Source organism: Terriglobia bacterium (assembly GCA_020072645.1).
Classification (GTDB): Bacteria; Acidobacteriota; Terriglobia; order Terriglobales; family Acidobacteriaceae; genus Angelobacter.
Genome location: JAIQGK010000020.1, coordinates 78383 through 93689, shown reverse-complemented (window position 1 = coordinate 93689; position 15307 = coordinate 78383). Strand labels below are relative to the sequence as shown.

Genomic DNA, 15307 nt, shown 5'->3' with positions numbered 1-15307 from the left:
TAACTGCTCTCGACGGATAAAGGTAAGTCGTGCATTCTTATGAATGTCCATTCGGGCCTCCAGATTTGAGTTGACTGCTCATCACAATCAGCTTCTCTGGTTTTGCTCGAATGGACAACCTCTTGAAATGTCACACCTAGCCCGCACAAATATTTTCCTGGCATTGCTTTTTTCGCCAGAAACGATTTCCCACGGGACCCAGGACAATTGAAGCGCAAGTGCCCGGTAAGGAATCGAGCACTGCCGAAAGGTGAAGCCTTTCATTTGTGGTTTGAATCAAGACGCCAGCAGTTTGCAATGAAATCGCGGGCGCTCTTGCCAGCGAATGAAAGTTAGCGCTGCAAGAAAGGACGGATGATGGGAGATTTGACACAAAACATTACAGACCTCATGGATAACTACCTTGCTCAGGGTTATCCGCCGGGTGTTGCCGTTGCTGCGTACTCGGGAAACCAATCGCTTGAACTCACAATTGGGCGCGGAGTGGCCAATAAGGAATCCGGGCTGAAGGCCGGGCCAGAAGTGATTTTTGAACTCGGTTCGGTAACCAAGGTTTTTACCGCCACGATGCTGGCATTCAAATCTTCTAATCTCGATGATCCGCTCGGCAAATATGTAACCCAGATCAATAATCCAGCGGTACAGCAAGTGACCCTCAAACAACTGGCAACCCATACCGCGGGGTTTCCAGAAAACGTGCCGAAAAAAATTGGCGGTGAGGGAAAAGATGGCGCAATCTACCTTTTTCATGATCAGTATCCGCCCGCAGATTCAGCGCTGGTAAATTTCTGGAACCAGTGGAAGCCGACCGATGAGCTTGGCGACAACTACTGCTGGCCTTGTCAGGTGGGCACGTGCTGGCAATACTCCAACGTGGGCTTTGTCACGTTAGGATATGCGGTGGGCAACAAACAATACAACACACAGCTTACAGCACAAATCACCGGCCCCCAACAGTTGAACATGCCCTCCACTGGGGCACTGCCTCCGTCGGGCGCGAAGCTGGCCCAAGGGTATATGAAAGATGGAAACAAAGCCCCGGGCGAGGCAGCAGACCTGAAATCGAATGCGCTTGACATGCTTACCTGGCTGAAGGCGCAGCTTATTTTAATCAAAATGCCTCCCCCGCTGAAGACGGCAATTCTGATTACTCAGGATACGTTTTTCACTTCAGCGAGCCAGTGCTGTCAAAGCGGACATCCCATCGGGTTCAATATGGGGCTGGGCTGGCAGATACGCACGTTGCAAGTACAGGGAACCAACCAGAACCTGTATACAAAAGATGGCGCCAGTGGCCTTGGAGGACAGAGTTGCTGGGTGGGTTTTGTCCCGAGCCAAAATGTCGGAGTTGCAGTGCTAACCAATGGTATAAGCGCTGACCAGCCTCCACCCGTGCTGGGCATGCAGATCCTGGATACGCTGCTGGGCCTGCCTGTAAACCTGCAGCCAGCGGGGAAGGGCCACTAGGGAGATCAAATGTCCGCAAAGCATTTATTGCTGATTCTTCTTCTGCTGGTTACACCAGCGCTGGGTCAGACGCCAGAACTCAGGATGGTTGTAGTGCTTACCCGGCATGGGGTGCGTTCGCCACTCTCTGCCTCAACCAGTTCTCCGTACCAGAGCCAACAATGGCCCAGCCTTGCCGAATGGCATGTTACCTGTCCAGGGGACCTGACGCCGCGCGGCACGGAACTGGTTAAACAAATGGGTATTTTTTATCACGCCTACTATGCCGACAGAGGGCTGCTGCCGCCGGTCAATCAATGTCCAGCAAACAACGTATATATCTGGTCCGATAATGTTGAACGAACTTTGGGCACCGCCCAGGCGCTTGCCGATGGGATGTCCCGAGGAGCCGCCAATTGCCTGATCGCGGTGAACTCTTTGCCCTACACCCCGGCTCCCCAGTCAGGACCCAACCAATGCAAGGTCAGCAGTAAGAATAAAACCGACTACTTTTTTCATCCGTTATCCGACCCATTACTCCAACAAAACATTGAGCCTAATCAAATAACAATTGTCAGCAACAAGATCAATCAGGAACTGCCGCAGTTGCGGACCAGCTACAACCCTGCGCTGCAAATGATGCAGAACACCTTGAGGTGTTGCGATCCCAAAGAATGCAAAGGAGCAAAGACTTGTACTCTGTTCAACCTGAATGATCAGGCCCAGGCAAGCGGCACATCGCTCAAATGGGATGGGATGTTTTCCGTGAGTTCAACGGCGGCCGAGAATTTTCTGCTCGAATATGGCAACGGCATGCCGTGCAACCTGACCGGATGGGGTCTTGTTACTTACAACAGCCCTGATTGCAATGGCGGCCAATCCTTCCGGCAGATGGAAGGGCTGCATACGTTGTATTTCGACAAGACGAAGCATGACGGATACATGGCGCAGATTCAGGGATCGAATCTGGCAAACCAGATACTGCAAAGGCTGCAGCAGGCCGGCCCTGCGCCTTTTGTGATCTACTCAGGTCACGATACTGATGTCGCCAGCGTTTCCGGTTTACTGCATCTTAACTGGAGCCTGCCAGACCTTCCTGATAACGATACGCCACCGGCAGGCGCGCTGATCTTCGAACTATGGGGCGGAGTGACCCCGGAAACGCAGTCTGTCCGGCTGTATTATGTCCACCAGACCTTGACGCAGCTTCGTACTCTGGAGTCTTTATCGCTAAAAAATCCACCCAACATGGTTGAGCTCAAGCTGCCAAGTTGCACGCAACCATGTCCTTTTACACAATTTCAGACGATCACAAATGGCGCGATCTTAAAGGGTCTAACGACGGCAGGGCCATCCGGTGTGCAGGTGAAGCGGAAATCACGAAAGACAAAATAGCAGTCTTGCTGTTTCTCGTTGCTCTCGCAGGTAAAAGCTCTCCACCGAATCATCGCGCTTTTCGTCTTCCGGCGCCACAGTTTTGGCTATGCTCCTTGCACTCTACACACGCGCTTTTAGCGGCCTTTGCGATGGTGTGTGTCGCCATCGTCCAGGAGCTGTGACGGCATAACGTGCAAGGCGCGGCTGATCTTCGCAAGAGTCGATAAAGTCATATTTTCAGGACCGGTGGTCAGGCGGGCTACCAATCCAACTGAGATACCTAGCTTTCTGGCAAAGGCACGTTGCGTCAATTCGCCTTGCGCCTCGCGAAGCTTCCGGTACACAGTTTTGGCTACGTCCATTTCACTCTACACACGATCCTTCCCGTTGACTCATTTGTTCCATACATGGAACACCTTTTCTGCTAAGAATAACAGGGAGCAGGATTTCACTATGCCGAAGCAATCCCCTAAGAAAGCCACACAAAAGGCCCGCCGCGATCGGACGCCCCATGAAAATACCTACGCGCGTTTGGTGAACTTTCCACAGGCCCGTGGCCGGACGGTAGAAAAGGTCGAGTTAAGTCTCGACTCCGATTATCATTGCGTCTCCATTCGCTTTAAGGACAATACCGACCTCACCGTCGTGATTGATCCGGCATTGACGTTTCAAGCAACGTATTCCAAATGGAAGGCCGGAAACCAGAAGGTCCTCAGGCGCTGGCCCGTGGTGCGCAGCAGCGGAGCCTGAAGTCCAGGCTTTGAATTTGAGTAGCGGCTAGAGTGTTTGAGAAGCCGGCATTACCGCGCCATTGCGCGAGCCTTTGGACATGCGCCGCAGCTCGCGGACAGTTTGATAAGCGTGAACAATCGCTGCGATACAAATGCCAATGACGACGCACAGGATGCTCCACGAAATCACCTGATTCAACTTGACGAGCGCTTGAGTATGTTGTGCGTCTAAATTAGCGGTCCCTGCTGGTATCAAGTAAGGATGGAACTTTGCCAAAGAGACAAAGATAAAGAGCGCGATGGAATCTGAAAGTAGCAGAGCGACGGCGCGAAGCCAAGTCCACCGCGGGCGCAGGATGTTCACGCATTGCTGCATCGCGACAATGGACGGCGGCGCGAGCAGGGGAAGATACCAGGCGTAAAGAGCCGGGTTCAGTGAGAAAAATCCCGCAATGGGTCCAAATATCAACGCTCCGTAACGTGGAAGTGAGAGCCACCAGGCGATATAAACGATACTGAAGACCAGGCCGAAGACGGATTCCACGCGTGAGACCCGATCTTTTGGGCGAGGCAGCTTGCGCGGGTCCCATTGCTGCAACACACTCACGGCTGATTGAACGCGTTCCAGGATGGCGAAGGCCAGTGTGACGCTGCCGAAAATGACAATAATGTTTGTGCAGAATGAAGCCCAGCCGCCAGCCAGAGTCAGCACAGGGTCGGCTGCGCGATGCGAGGGCACAAACACCGTCAGGACAATCCAAACCACAAGCCATGGCACAAGATAACCGAGCGCGACGATCTTCAAAACGAAGCTGTAAAGCGGGAACAGCACCGGGCCAATCAGCGCTTGCTGCTTCTGGTAGCGTCCGGCAACCCACAAAGGATGGCCGGCCTGCTTGAGGAGCGCGACGAGTTCATCCTCGTTCATCGGTCGGCCCAGCGCAGATTCCCGCTCTTCAATCTGCGAGCGAAGATCCTCACCGAGTTCAGCAATAATGTCATCCTGCTGCGCACGCGGCAGCCAAAATCTAACAGCCTGTAAGTAGCGATCAAGAAGTTCCATAAAGAAGTTATGCCTCCCGCAAAATCCGTTCAATAGATGCGTTGATGGTGTGCCACTCCTGCAATAAGTGCTGCAAGATCAGCTCACCCTGCCGCGAAAGCCGGTAAAAGCGTTTGTTGCGCTTGTTTTCTTCACGCCACTCACTGACCAGCAAGCCCTGCGTTTCAAGGCGGCGCAGCAGCGGGTAGAGCGTGCCTTCATCAATGGCCAAGCCGAGATCGTCAAGGGCTTTGCGCAACGTGTATCCATAGTGTTCTTGCCTGAGCTGGGCCAAGACAGCGACGATCAGGCAGCCACGGCGCAGTTCCAGCTTGAGGTTCTCAAACAGGTCAACGTCGAGCTTGGTACTGTTTTTCATACAGTGTGTAAGACATACTATATGTCACACAGTATAGATGTCAAGGGGGAATCGATTTTGTCGGGAAGCCTGGAGCGATTTTAGGATTGCTGCTGCTCTTCAGACAGCCGATCATCCAAGCAGTCCCGATAGCCCTGCGGTGCAGCGGAGCCGATCCTTCGGCTGCCCACCCCAACACGCAAAGACCGCGCGTTGGGGACCCCGGCTGCGCGGAAACGGTGTCGAAACACCTCTGCAAATTCGCGTAACTTGCCTCAGGATAGCGTGTCGCGTGGGTAAGATGGTTCGCTAACCGCGAGACGTGCGTAGTGGATACAGTAGCCCAGGAAACGCTTTACTGGAATTTAAAGTTGGTGTATCCCCATAGTTTTACCTCGATGGCTAAAACCAATCTCTTCAGCAGCTTTACCGCAGGCCCTCGAAGGCTTGCTCCACCATCACCGGAATACAGCAACTCAGAAAATGCTCTAAAGCTCGCAAACGCCGCAACGGACAAAAAACGGGCCTCTGAGATTTGCTTGCGATTGCTGCAAGTCCCAGAGGCCCATCATTCTGTCTAGCCGTGGTTTTGCTTTTAGCGCAAAGTCACGAACACAGGTTTTCTGGTTCCATCGTCCAGAGAAACGATCGCTTCATAACATCCGGCGGCCAGGCCATCGGTCTTCCAGTTGAACTGGAAAGTGTTGTCCTGGAACTGCAGCCCGGAATTCCCGGCTGATCCAGCGTCAAAAGGAACGCCCTCACCGCCGGCTGAGCACGATGGATCGGGCGCTATCTGCACGGCTGCAATCGAGCTAAAGCTACTGATAAAACCCTGTTGCGCGTTCTGGAGCGTCCATTTCAAGGGAACGGTTGAGCCCAACTTGAAAACCTTGTTGTTTGAAACGGGGCTGAAGAAGCCGTTGAACAGATAGTCCACATCGTAGCTGGCGCTTACCGGCGCGGCGATATTGCCCGCGCCATCCTGGGCCCCGCTGCATGTGGCGGTGAAATGGCCAACGCCGTTAGCAGTCCCGCCGCTGATGGAAAGTGAGGCTTGCACCGCGACACCGGTAACTGAATCCGAGGTCGAGCAGCTTGCCGCTGGGACCGCGCCCAGAGTGTAGGTTGCTCCGTTGATGACGCCGTTCAGCACAACCAGCGGCGCGGTGGTGTCGACAACCGTAATGCTGAAGCTGCCTTCCGCGGTTTTGTTGCGGCTGTTGGTGGCGGAACAATTTACCGTTGTGCCGCCCAGAGCAAACGTGGAACCCGACGGCGGAGCGCAAGTCACAATAACATTTGTGTCTCGCGCATCTGTTGCCGTCGCGATAAAGCTCACGATCGCCCCCGCTGGGCTGGTAGCTTCAGCGGTGATGTTTGCTGGCAGGTGCAATACCGGAGGCGTGGCCTCAGGCAAGGTGAAGTAAGCCACGGGCATGTCATGGTCGGAAATGCGCTCCGGGCGGTTGGGATCATTGCGGAAGACTTCAGGGAAATCCGCATCATTCCGCGCGATAGCGAAACGGCTCAGCTTTGACAGCAGGGTCGAGTTCACCACCACGTGGTCCAGCACCTGGTGGCTGCCATTGAAGTCGTACGAGTATTGCTGGTCGCGCGGCAAGGTAGTGACCAGATCAGTGAAGTCAGGATCCACAAGGTCTGGGCTGGCAAGAACAACCTGATCAACCGGCGCGGGCCGGCCGAGAATGGTCCCTATCACATCGACATAGCCGTCACTGAATTCAAAGGCATTGCAATCACAGACCGAGATTACGTTTTCACCTGCAGCCTGATGCAATTGCAAAAGATTAGCCAGGAATTCAGCCTGCGCTTCACGCTTGGCGCGGACGCGCGGGCCATCCACCGGATCATCGATACTCAGCAGAGAGCGTAGATGGTTGACGACCATGGTGAATGGCAGTGAAGTATCAGAGTTCGGCTGTGAAGCGGTTGCCATCAGCACCAGTGGCGGACGATCATTGAGCAGCGCGGTAGTGCCATCGGGCTGGAGGAAAGTTGTGTCCTTGCCAACCTGCTCCACAGAGACCACGTTGATGGCGCCCTTGACGAGAAGACCAACATCGATCCCGCCCACGTCATTGCCCTCAACCAGAAACGGCTGATAGTTGGGATCAGGCTGGCCAGCGGCAACTGCGTCGGCATTTACTTTGTCCGCGAGCGCTTGCAGAGTAGTCAGGTTTTCCATCTCTTCCACGCCGATGACGTCCGGCGTGTTGAGCACGGTGCGGATCGCCAAAGAAGCCTTGTTCAGGCGATTGGCAAAGGCCGTTGGTGTAAGCGCAACGTCACTGGTGGCAGGGTCGTTGACGGTGTCAAAGAAGCGCTCCATATTGAAGTTGGCGATGGTCAGTTCGTTGGGCGCAGCAACCGGAACAGGCGTTGCGCTCACATTGCCGCTGGCCGTAGCGGTATTGGGATCGGTCAGGATGCTGTAGAAACGAGAGTTGAAATCAAGCGGACCGGTGAGGTTGGTTACAGTCGCGCCGGTGGTGACATCAAGAACGTTTGAGCCGCTCTGGACAGCCGTATTCACGCGGAGGATTTCCGGGTTTGTGTCCCAACGCGTCACTGTTAAAGGAGCGCCGGCTGGCAGCGGATCCGGCAGTTGCACTCCGGGCTCACGGAATGGCTGGAGAATACCGGCAATTACGCCAAAGAAGACGCCGTTGGAAGTGGACGTGGCATTGGCTTCGTTAAGATTGCCGTCCGTCGGGCCGCTGACGGTCATTACGTCAACGTGAACGCGCATGCCTTCATATTTTTCCAGCTGGTCGATGGGACCGGCAGGATTGGTATCCGCTGCAGTGAGCGTGACTGGCGTAGGCAGCGGATTCCCTGTGCTGATCAGCGAGATTGAAGGTGATCCGGAAATTTCAGTCGAAGGCGGGCTATTGGGATCACTGCTGGGAATAAATTCGTTCACGGTGCCAGTCACCTGAACAAAATTTCCGACTGCAGCCACCGCAGCGGGACGGCTGGATGTGAACACGAAGACGCCTTCCGAGGTGTTGGGATCAGCATCCGCAGCATTGTCAGGGTTCTGGATGAAGAAGCCGTTCGAGACGACTGCGGTAACAATTCCCGTGGTTGAAACAAGCTTGCCGACGACAGGTGAAGTGTCGCCCGGGCCTTGAATATCATGGATCGAGAGATTCAGGGGCGCGGTGGTAACGGTAAGGGTGATAGTGGCTGAGCCGCTACGGCCCTGCGCGTCTGAAATAGAAATCGGCAGAGATTTTGTTCCGGGCGTGGTGGTGATGGTAACAACCGTGGAGAATGAGAACGTGTTGTTTCCGGCGGTCACGTCGCCATTGGTGCCGTCGTCAAAGAATGGCTCGGTGGCTGAGCCGCCAATACTGCTGAGATCACCGGAAACGACGATGCCGCTACTCGTTGGGTTGGCGCCGGTCGTTACCAGCACGGTGAGCAAAGTTGTGCCGCCTTGAATCACTGAAGCGGGACTGGCCGCGCCAGCACCGCTGGGATTCGTGGTCCCAACCGGAGTGTTGCGAGGATTGGGCGCACCGGTGATGAAGTCTGCGGTGTTGCTGTCAGTGTCCTGGAGGCCGTTGTTGCGGCGAAAATCCGCAGTAGTGTTGGTGAGCGTAGGAGCAGCCGCCGTGCCTTCAAAACAGGAGGCGCCACCCGTGCCGGTGCCATAGCCTACGAAATCGACGATCGCGCCGCCGACCGGACAGCCGCCGGAAAGTGCAACCGTGCTGCTGACCAGCGCGACTTTCCCCGCCGTGGCGCTCATTGCGATGTTGCCCGTGGCGTTAGGCGTGGGAAGATTCGTTGTGCCGCCTGCGCCCTGCGATTCCTGGATCAGAAAATACTGTCCGGGAGCGAGCGAGCCGTTCAACGCCGTTACCTGCCACGTTGTTCCAGCGGCCGAGGAATACTGAACCGACCATCCGCTCAGATTTACCGTGGCTCCATCAGCATTGAAAATCTCAATAAAGTCATTCTTGAAGGTTGAGCCGGCGTTGCCGCCGCCTCCGTAAATCTGGCTGATGACGATGCCATTGGTGCTGGCTTTAACCACGCGAGGCGGAGAAACCAGGACTGAGCTAAGAAGAAGGACAAGGCACAAGGCCAGGCGAAGAGAGAGGGATTTCGTTTTCATAGGCTGCATGAGTATCAATGGAAGAGGGCGAGAGCACAAACCAAAATCCTGTTAAAAACATGATTTCTGTGGATATCAGGACATTCCCATTTTGGGAATTCAACGCGTGGTAAAGCCAAGAGCTTACTGCGGATGATACGGAACGCGGAGAGAGGTAAAAAATTCCAGCGTTTGCTGAGGCTGGATCCAGGTGTGTGCCCGTTGATAATGATGAATTTTTTTGAAAAGCGATGATGGAGTGACACAGTCATCGATCGCGCTAAATATGCCTGGAGCGCCACAACGCAACGGTCGCAAAAAAATCCGGGGCCATTTGCGGCCCCGGAAATTTTGTTGAATTCAAACGTTACTGGACGGTCGCTTACTGGACATTTAATGCGACGTCGTCAAGAACGAATGAGGTTTGCAGGCTGGTGTCTTCAGTGCCAGTGAACTTGATCACAACTGTCTGGCCAATGAAAGAGTTCAAGCTGAACGAATGCTGCTGGTAGCCCGTAGCATGGTTCAGGTTGGAGAACGTACCCAGAGTTGAGAGCAGCGTGCCGCCGGTGTTGAACACCTGGACTTTCAGGGTGTCGAACGCCGTGGTGGTAGTGGTTTCCGCAGTATCAATGTGCAGCCAGAAGACCAGGGTTGCACTGGTTTTTCCCGCGGTAATGGCGACGGTCTGCGCGGCTGAATCGGTATGAGTAGTGCCGTACCCGTCCATCCACGCATCCCATGCTCCGGTGTGCGCGGGCTCCGCGGTGGAATTGTTCAGCACGCCGGCCGTGAGAGTCCAGGGAGAAGCGGAGCCGGTTTCAAATCCGCCGTTGACGATGAGGTTCGTCGTGCCGCCAGCGGCATTGATCGTCAGGCTGATCGTGGTTGTATGAGACAGAGTTCCGGAAACGCCGGTGATCGTAATGGTCGATGTCCCGGTGGTTGCGGTGCTGCTGGCTGTGAAAGTTAGAACGCTGGTCGAAGTTGTCGGGTTGGTGCCGAACGAGGCGGTTACGCCTGAAGGCAGGGCCGAATTCGAGAGCGTCACGCTTCCGGTAAAGCCGCCGGACGGCGTAACCGTGATTGTCGAATTGCCGCTGCTTCCCTGCGTTACGCTCAAGCTGCTGGGCGAAGCCGAGAGCGAGAAGTTTGGTGTGGCCGTGGCACTTACCGTCAATGAAATTGACGTTGTATGGCTGAGCGTCCCAGAAACGCCGGTGATCGTTACCGATGTCGTTCCCGTGGTTGCTGTGCTGCTGGCTGTGAAAGTCACCAAGCTGCTTCCCGTTGTCGGGTTCGTGCCAAAGCTGGCAGTCACGCCGGAAGGCAGGGCTGACGTTGAAAGCGTTACGCTTCCGGTAAATCCGCCGCTCGGTGTCACGGTAATGGTGGAGCTGCCGCTGCTTCCCTGCGTTACGGTGAGGCTGCTGGGTGAAGCTGACAGCGTGTAATTTGGTCCCGACACAACCGGGAAGTTAACGCAATTATTTGCCGAGTTGGAAAATTCCAACTGGATCGTATACGTGGTGCCATTGGCGGTGTAAGAGCCTTGCTGGCCGTTGCAGATATCGCCAATTTCGCCGTTGGTCATGTCATACCACGCCAGCGGCGCGGAGAACGTCGTTGCGATCCCCACATCCGCATCTGTCATGGCTTCAACCAGCTCGTGGCTGGTAACCGACGTATAGTTGCCAAACACAGTCGATGTGCCGCAACCCGTGGAGCAACCGCTGCCCGCCTGCATGTCTGGCAGTACGCCGTACAGAACATGCTTCGTGTTCAGCGTGCTTGACGTTGTGCCGTGATAGGCGCAGAAACCGCCGGCCTGGCAGCTATTGCTGCCGCCCTGTGAGATCGTTTTCCCCGGGGGGAAATAGATCATATAAAGAGTATTGGGATTTCCAAGCGCATCGTTGGTTGGCCCGGGCAGGTGTCCTGCATTGATCTGCGCCAGAAGTTCCGACTGGATCTGCGTGTCAGTAATCGTGGAGCCGTTGTTCGCGGCTGACGGAACAATCTGGAACAATCCGGCAAATGTGCCATTCCCGAATGTCTGACCAGTACCGCCTGAAACAGGTGTGTTGTACTGCTGCAGCAAAGAGATGAGTCCGGTGCTGGTGATATCAGCAAAGAAGTTTCCCATGGTCGGTGAAGTTGTTCCGGCAATTTGTGAGTTATACGAACCGCTGCCGTACAACACCTGTATCACCTGGACGTTCGAGATGATCGGTCCACCGAAATAAGTCAGGTGCGCGCCGGCTGGGGCGGCAAAGCCTATCGGTGCGGGCCCGTTGGGGTCACGCCACGGAACGCCGTGAAACTTTGGCTGGAGAGACAAAACAGGCAGAGGCTGGGCCACGTTCCCGGGCCCCTGTGATACGGAATCTCTTCCGTCTGCATTGGGCTGTGAAACCTGCGCCATTACGGGCAGGGCTAGTAAAATCAACACCAGAAACAACGCTGAACCGCGCAACATTCGGGACATTCTTGGCTCCTTGTTCTCAACGCTCATTCGAACCAGCGTTTTTTCAGGCACGCTCTTTCAAATAAGCGTTCTTTTCTTTTTCGAATTAGAAATAGTTAAAGCCCTATAAAATAAAGCCGAAAAAATATTCCCTTTCAAATCGCCGGGATCGCGCCGGTCACCATCACAGTCACCATTTCGGTTCTTTTAAAACGCCTCCGCGGAATCTTGAAACCGATCTCTGGTCTTCACTGGATCGCTGCGCCACTCCACGTCTCGTCTGCATCATGGGGGCGTCCAGATGCGACGAAACATTCACGCGGCGTGACGTGTTCCTGACCATCGATCAATCTCCTGTTTCTGGTTTTGGTGGCCGTTTGAATTAATTCGAGCTGAGAGCGGAGGTGACCCTATACGTTCTCTTGCCTATCGCTGACTGCCGTCCATACTACTAAACCAGCAGAGACACTGAAGAACTTTTTTTAGTACAGTGCACTTTATTCGCTAACTTTTTCCCGATTTGGGACGCTCGTCATCGCGGCCACCTTGGCGGACTTTGGTCAAACGAGTACATGCGATTGCGATTCGAGTGCCACCGCTTCCGCTTCGACGTGAAGATTTCTCGGCATCGATTCGGCTTGCGCCTTGCAGATTTCTCGAACATCACTTCCACCATTACCCGATTCGTCTCGGTGTCTCCGTTCTCGGTGGTGGTTTTTTTAATCCGCGCTCATCTGCGTAATCTGCGGCGAAGGGTTTGCTTCTCGTGTGCAGTTCGGTTGCCTGGCGTTTCAATTACTGAAGTCACCGGTCTGAATAAAAAGCTCGCTAAAAATGCGCTCAGGCGCGGTATTGTATCGGGCAACGAGGTAAGTCGGCCCATGCACTATCACCCTCAGCACGCTTCTTCTGCATTCACCTTGAAACCCGGCGAAAGAATTACTGACTGCTCTCCGCTTTGGACTTCCGGCTCAGACCGCATCCTGGAGGAAGTTGCCAACTGCAGTCATTGTCTCCAGCCCACATATCGCGTCATCGTCATAACTTCTGCGGCTGGATTGGAACGGCGAGCATCCTTGTGCCTTCAGCATTTTGTTCATGCCGTCAGGACATTCCCTGAATTGCGCCGCCGGTCCGCCTGATCCGCGCCTCATCCGCGTTGATCCGCGGCAATCTTCCGGGAAACCTGATGTAATCTCACATGTGAGGAAATTCAATCTTCATGCGATCATAAATTCGTCGTGCCAGATTGATAGCGTCCCCAATGCGGGCCGCAACGCGAGGCGTATGGTCCCACTTTTCTTCCCGCGCAAGTCGCACGGCGGCAATCAGGCACGCTCCCAGATAAATGATCTTGCCCGGCGCTCCATTTGATTCAGCCATTGGGACACAATAGACGATAAAAAAGCGAAAGTCAAATACCCAAAATGAACCGGCGCCGCGGCCCCAGGATTTTTTGATGGTTTCAGGCTGCGTAGATTATCTGCAGCTTGCCCGCTACTTCATCCGGACGGGCAGTTCGCGAAAACGCCTCTTCCGGCAATTCGTAGAAAGGATTTGAGAGCAGTATCGGACCTTCAATGCGTACGAATTTGTGCGTTGCCAGGCAATGATCGATTGATTCCGGCGGCATCGTTCTCAGGTTGTACAGGCACAGCCCCAGCGCGTGGCTCGATTCATAAAAGCGATTCAGCCGGGCCTCGTACTCCACAAGCTTTTCCGTGCCCGGAACCCCGTCCAGCACCCAATTCATGTCCCCGGCGGCACAAAGGCCCTTAAATCCCGCGCTCAGCGCGTCGTTCACAGCACTCTCCAGCAATGCGATCATCTTTTCCGGATCAAACTTGCCGCCTTCCAGGTGACCGCTGTCCTTTGTAGCCAGCAGGATGGCGCCGCGCGCTTCTTCTGACTCAACGTCAATTCCACCCTGTTTTAAAGCGGATCTAAACTCATCCAGCGTATGTTCGCAGCAAACATAAAAGCACCGTTCGCCCCGGCCCAGGCCGCCGCGAATATATTCAACTGCTGCTGTGAGCTGTTCTTCAGGAGTGAGGTATAAAGCACAAACATGATCGCCTTGCTGAAACACCATTCTTGGAGATGACCCTGGCATAACACCAGGATTATACGCGTTTCCGCCGAGCCCAGAGCAGTTGCATTGGGCCGTTAGCTTTTCCAGACATAGAAATACTTCTCATCGGATTGCGTTCTACTTTCAGGCCCCTGGCCCGGGTGGCCCGGTTCACCGCTGAACGCAGATTCGCCAATCACCAGACACAATCAGCGGGCTAGAAAAAAGCCAGGGGGAGATCGTCACAACTTTTTGCCCCATCCTTCGCGCCTTTGCGAAAGGTGAGGGCCGCTCGCTTGTGTTGCCCTTGCAAAAACTTCATACCCGAACCGGTCAGATTAAGCCAACCTGCGGTACAATCCGCACGAACACACCCCCTGATCATGCCCCTGAAGACGCCCAAGCCGCGTTTTGAGCGCCGTCCTGTTGGCGGAATGCCCCCGCGAATGCAGTCGTATTGCATGGCCTGTCGCGAATTCATTGCTGCCAGTGACAAGCTCAAAAATCTGCGGATCGCGGAGAAGGCGCACCTCTGTCCTCAGCGAAAACAGTAACACTGGGATATAAATGCACAGCGCGTGGGCCACGCCCCTCGACGCATCTCACGTTAGAGTGACGGCTAACGAGGTAGAATGAGGCCCCATGAACACGACCCCGAAAGACCTGTCTTCTGAAATCAGGCATTTCTCCGCTGAGTTGAAGCGACTGGAAGAACGGCTTAAGTCAGAGCCGCCGCCCGCCCCCGCGGCTCTGAGCGAATTTCGTCATCGCGTGGACAATGTGCGCTTGACGGCCTGGAGCGCAAGCGAACTCATCCATGCGGAAGGCGCTAAAAAAGGTCCTGATTCTGTGCTGGCTTTCCTCACGGCCGAGCGGCTCAGAAGGTTTGAGCAGTTGGTGAAAAGCCTGTGCGGCGATATGGAACGCGGGCTGATCACCGTGCGGACAGAAGGAATTCAGGTCTTGTTCGAATCCGTCAACGATCTCCAGCAGCGGTTGGTCTCCGCCATCAATCGCAGGACACAAGGTCCCGGACCCAGCCGGACGAACTAACTTGGGGAAGGTTGGTTCATGCTTACCGAGGGATGAGTGCACGCCTGTCTTAACCGGTTCCAGTTTTCAGCCAGATAAACCTGCATGTCGGCCTCTGCCCAGAAAGTTTTTTTGAAGCCGCACCCCTTGCAGACCAGTGAAATGTCATTGGAATTTACGTGTGGATCAATACGGCGGCCGCAGCCGGCGCATTGAATGTCCCCGGACACAAAACCCTTTTCCGGGGCGCACTCCCCCACGAACCGCAGTCCATCTGCATCTCTTGAAATCTGCATTTCCCCCCTCGCTCGTTCTGCTGTTATGCGCCGCGTTTCATCTTCGGCTTCGCGGGCGCCAGTCCCAGGGCTATATCCGCCAGCGCCAGAAACTTGTTGCATTCTGATGGCTCAACCCTGTGAAGCTTCCAATCCCTTTGCTGTACGGGCTGCTTGAGGCGTGAAGACGGAGCAATCCACAGGTCGCTTTTGCGATAGTTGTTCTTGCCCTTCTTCGCCATTCAAACTGCCGTTATTAAGGTACTTGCCGCTGCAAGCAGGCGCTTTAGGAGAGAAATACCTGCCCGGTAAGGGGGTGGGAATCGGGCGGAGGTTTTAATCCTTTAAAACACCTTACGGCTCAATTTAGATTATGCCG

At 54.7% G+C, this 15307-nt stretch carries 13 protein-coding genes; 4 read left to right on the top strand and 9 right to left on the bottom strand.

Annotated elements, in window-relative coordinates; all coding sequences use genetic code 11:
* Positions 1-354 precede the first annotated feature (354 nt).
* Together LAO76_24590 and LAO76_24585 are read left to right on the top strand one after the other, a co-directional pair.
* The gene (locus tag LAO76_24590) at positions 355-1467 is read left to right on the top strand and encodes a serine hydrolase (protein ID MBZ5494114.1); all 1113 of its coding nucleotides are present in this window, start codon (positions 355-357) and stop codon (positions 1465-1467) included.
* Positions 1468-1476: 9 nt separating this feature from the next.
* Positions 1477-2841 (top strand): histidine-type phosphatase, encoded by a 1365-nt coding sequence (locus LAO76_24585; protein MBZ5494113.1) that lies wholly within the window; start codon positions 1477-1479, stop codon positions 2839-2841.
* Between the two features lie 116 nt (positions 2842-2957).
* Here LAO76_24585 and LAO76_24580 read toward each other — a convergent pair whose 3' ends face one another.
* Positions 2958-3185, bottom strand: a complete 228-nt coding sequence (locus LAO76_24580; GenBank protein ID MBZ5494112.1) for a helix-turn-helix transcriptional regulator — start codon at positions 3183-3185, stop codon at positions 2958-2960.
* Positions 3186-3276: 91 nt separating this feature from the next.
* Here LAO76_24580 and LAO76_24575 point away from each other — a divergent pair, with 91 nt between their 5' ends.
* A complete protein-coding gene (locus LAO76_24575; protein ID MBZ5494111.1) occupies positions 3277-3573 on the top strand; it encodes a hypothetical protein in 297 nt (98 codons plus the stop codon).
* A 27-nt stretch (positions 3574-3600) separates the two neighbouring features.
* On the opposite strand, the gene LAO76_24570 is transcribed toward LAO76_24575, so the two are convergent.
* From LAO76_24570 to LAO76_24540, 7 genes are all read right to left on the bottom strand, one after another.
* Positions 3601-4617 carry a hypothetical protein gene (locus tag LAO76_24570; protein ID MBZ5494110.1) on the bottom strand — a complete coding sequence of 339 codons (1017 nt, stop codon included), beginning with the start codon at positions 4615-4617 and terminating at the stop codon, positions 3601-3603.
* A 7-nt stretch (positions 4618-4624) separates the two neighbouring features.
* A complete protein-coding gene (locus tag LAO76_24565) occupies positions 4625-4975 on the bottom strand; it encodes a helix-turn-helix transcriptional regulator (GenBank protein MBZ5494109.1) in 351 nt (116 codons plus the stop codon).
* A 574-nt stretch (positions 4976-5549) separates the two neighbouring features.
* A complete protein-coding gene (locus LAO76_24560; protein ID MBZ5494108.1) occupies positions 5550-9104 on the bottom strand; it encodes a PxKF domain-containing protein in 3555 nt (1184 codons plus the stop codon).
* A gap of 361 nt (positions 9105-9465) precedes the next feature.
* Positions 9466-11571 (bottom strand): hypothetical protein, encoded by a 2106-nt coding sequence (locus LAO76_24555; GenBank protein ID MBZ5494107.1) that lies wholly within the window; start codon positions 11569-11571, stop codon positions 9466-9468.
* A gap of 950 nt (positions 11572-12521) precedes the next feature.
* Complete coding sequence (locus LAO76_24550; protein MBZ5494106.1) at positions 12522-12704, bottom strand: hypothetical protein; 183 nt, start codon at positions 12702-12704, stop codon at positions 12522-12524.
* Between the two features lie 43 nt (positions 12705-12747).
* Positions 12748-12933, bottom strand: a complete 186-nt coding sequence (locus tag LAO76_24545; protein ID MBZ5494105.1) for a hypothetical protein — start codon at positions 12931-12933, stop codon at positions 12748-12750.
* A gap of 82 nt (positions 12934-13015) precedes the next feature.
* Entirely contained in the window at positions 13016-13642 is a 627-nt protein-coding gene (locus LAO76_24540; GenBank protein ID MBZ5494104.1) for an MEDS domain-containing protein, read from the bottom strand.
* A 621-nt stretch (positions 13643-14263) separates the two neighbouring features.
* Here LAO76_24540 and LAO76_24535 point away from each other — a divergent pair.
* Positions 14264-14674, top strand: coding sequence for a hypothetical protein (locus LAO76_24535; GenBank protein MBZ5494103.1), 411 nt, complete (start codon positions 14264-14266; stop codon positions 14672-14674).
* Positions 14675-14972: 298 nt separating this feature from the next.
* Here the strand turns inward: LAO76_24535 and LAO76_24530 are convergent, their stop codons facing one another.
* The gene (locus LAO76_24530) at positions 14973-15170 is read right to left on the bottom strand and encodes a hypothetical protein (GenBank protein ID MBZ5494102.1); all 198 of its coding nucleotides are present in this window, start codon (positions 15168-15170) and stop codon (positions 14973-14975) included.
* Positions 15171-15307 lie beyond the last annotated feature (137 nt).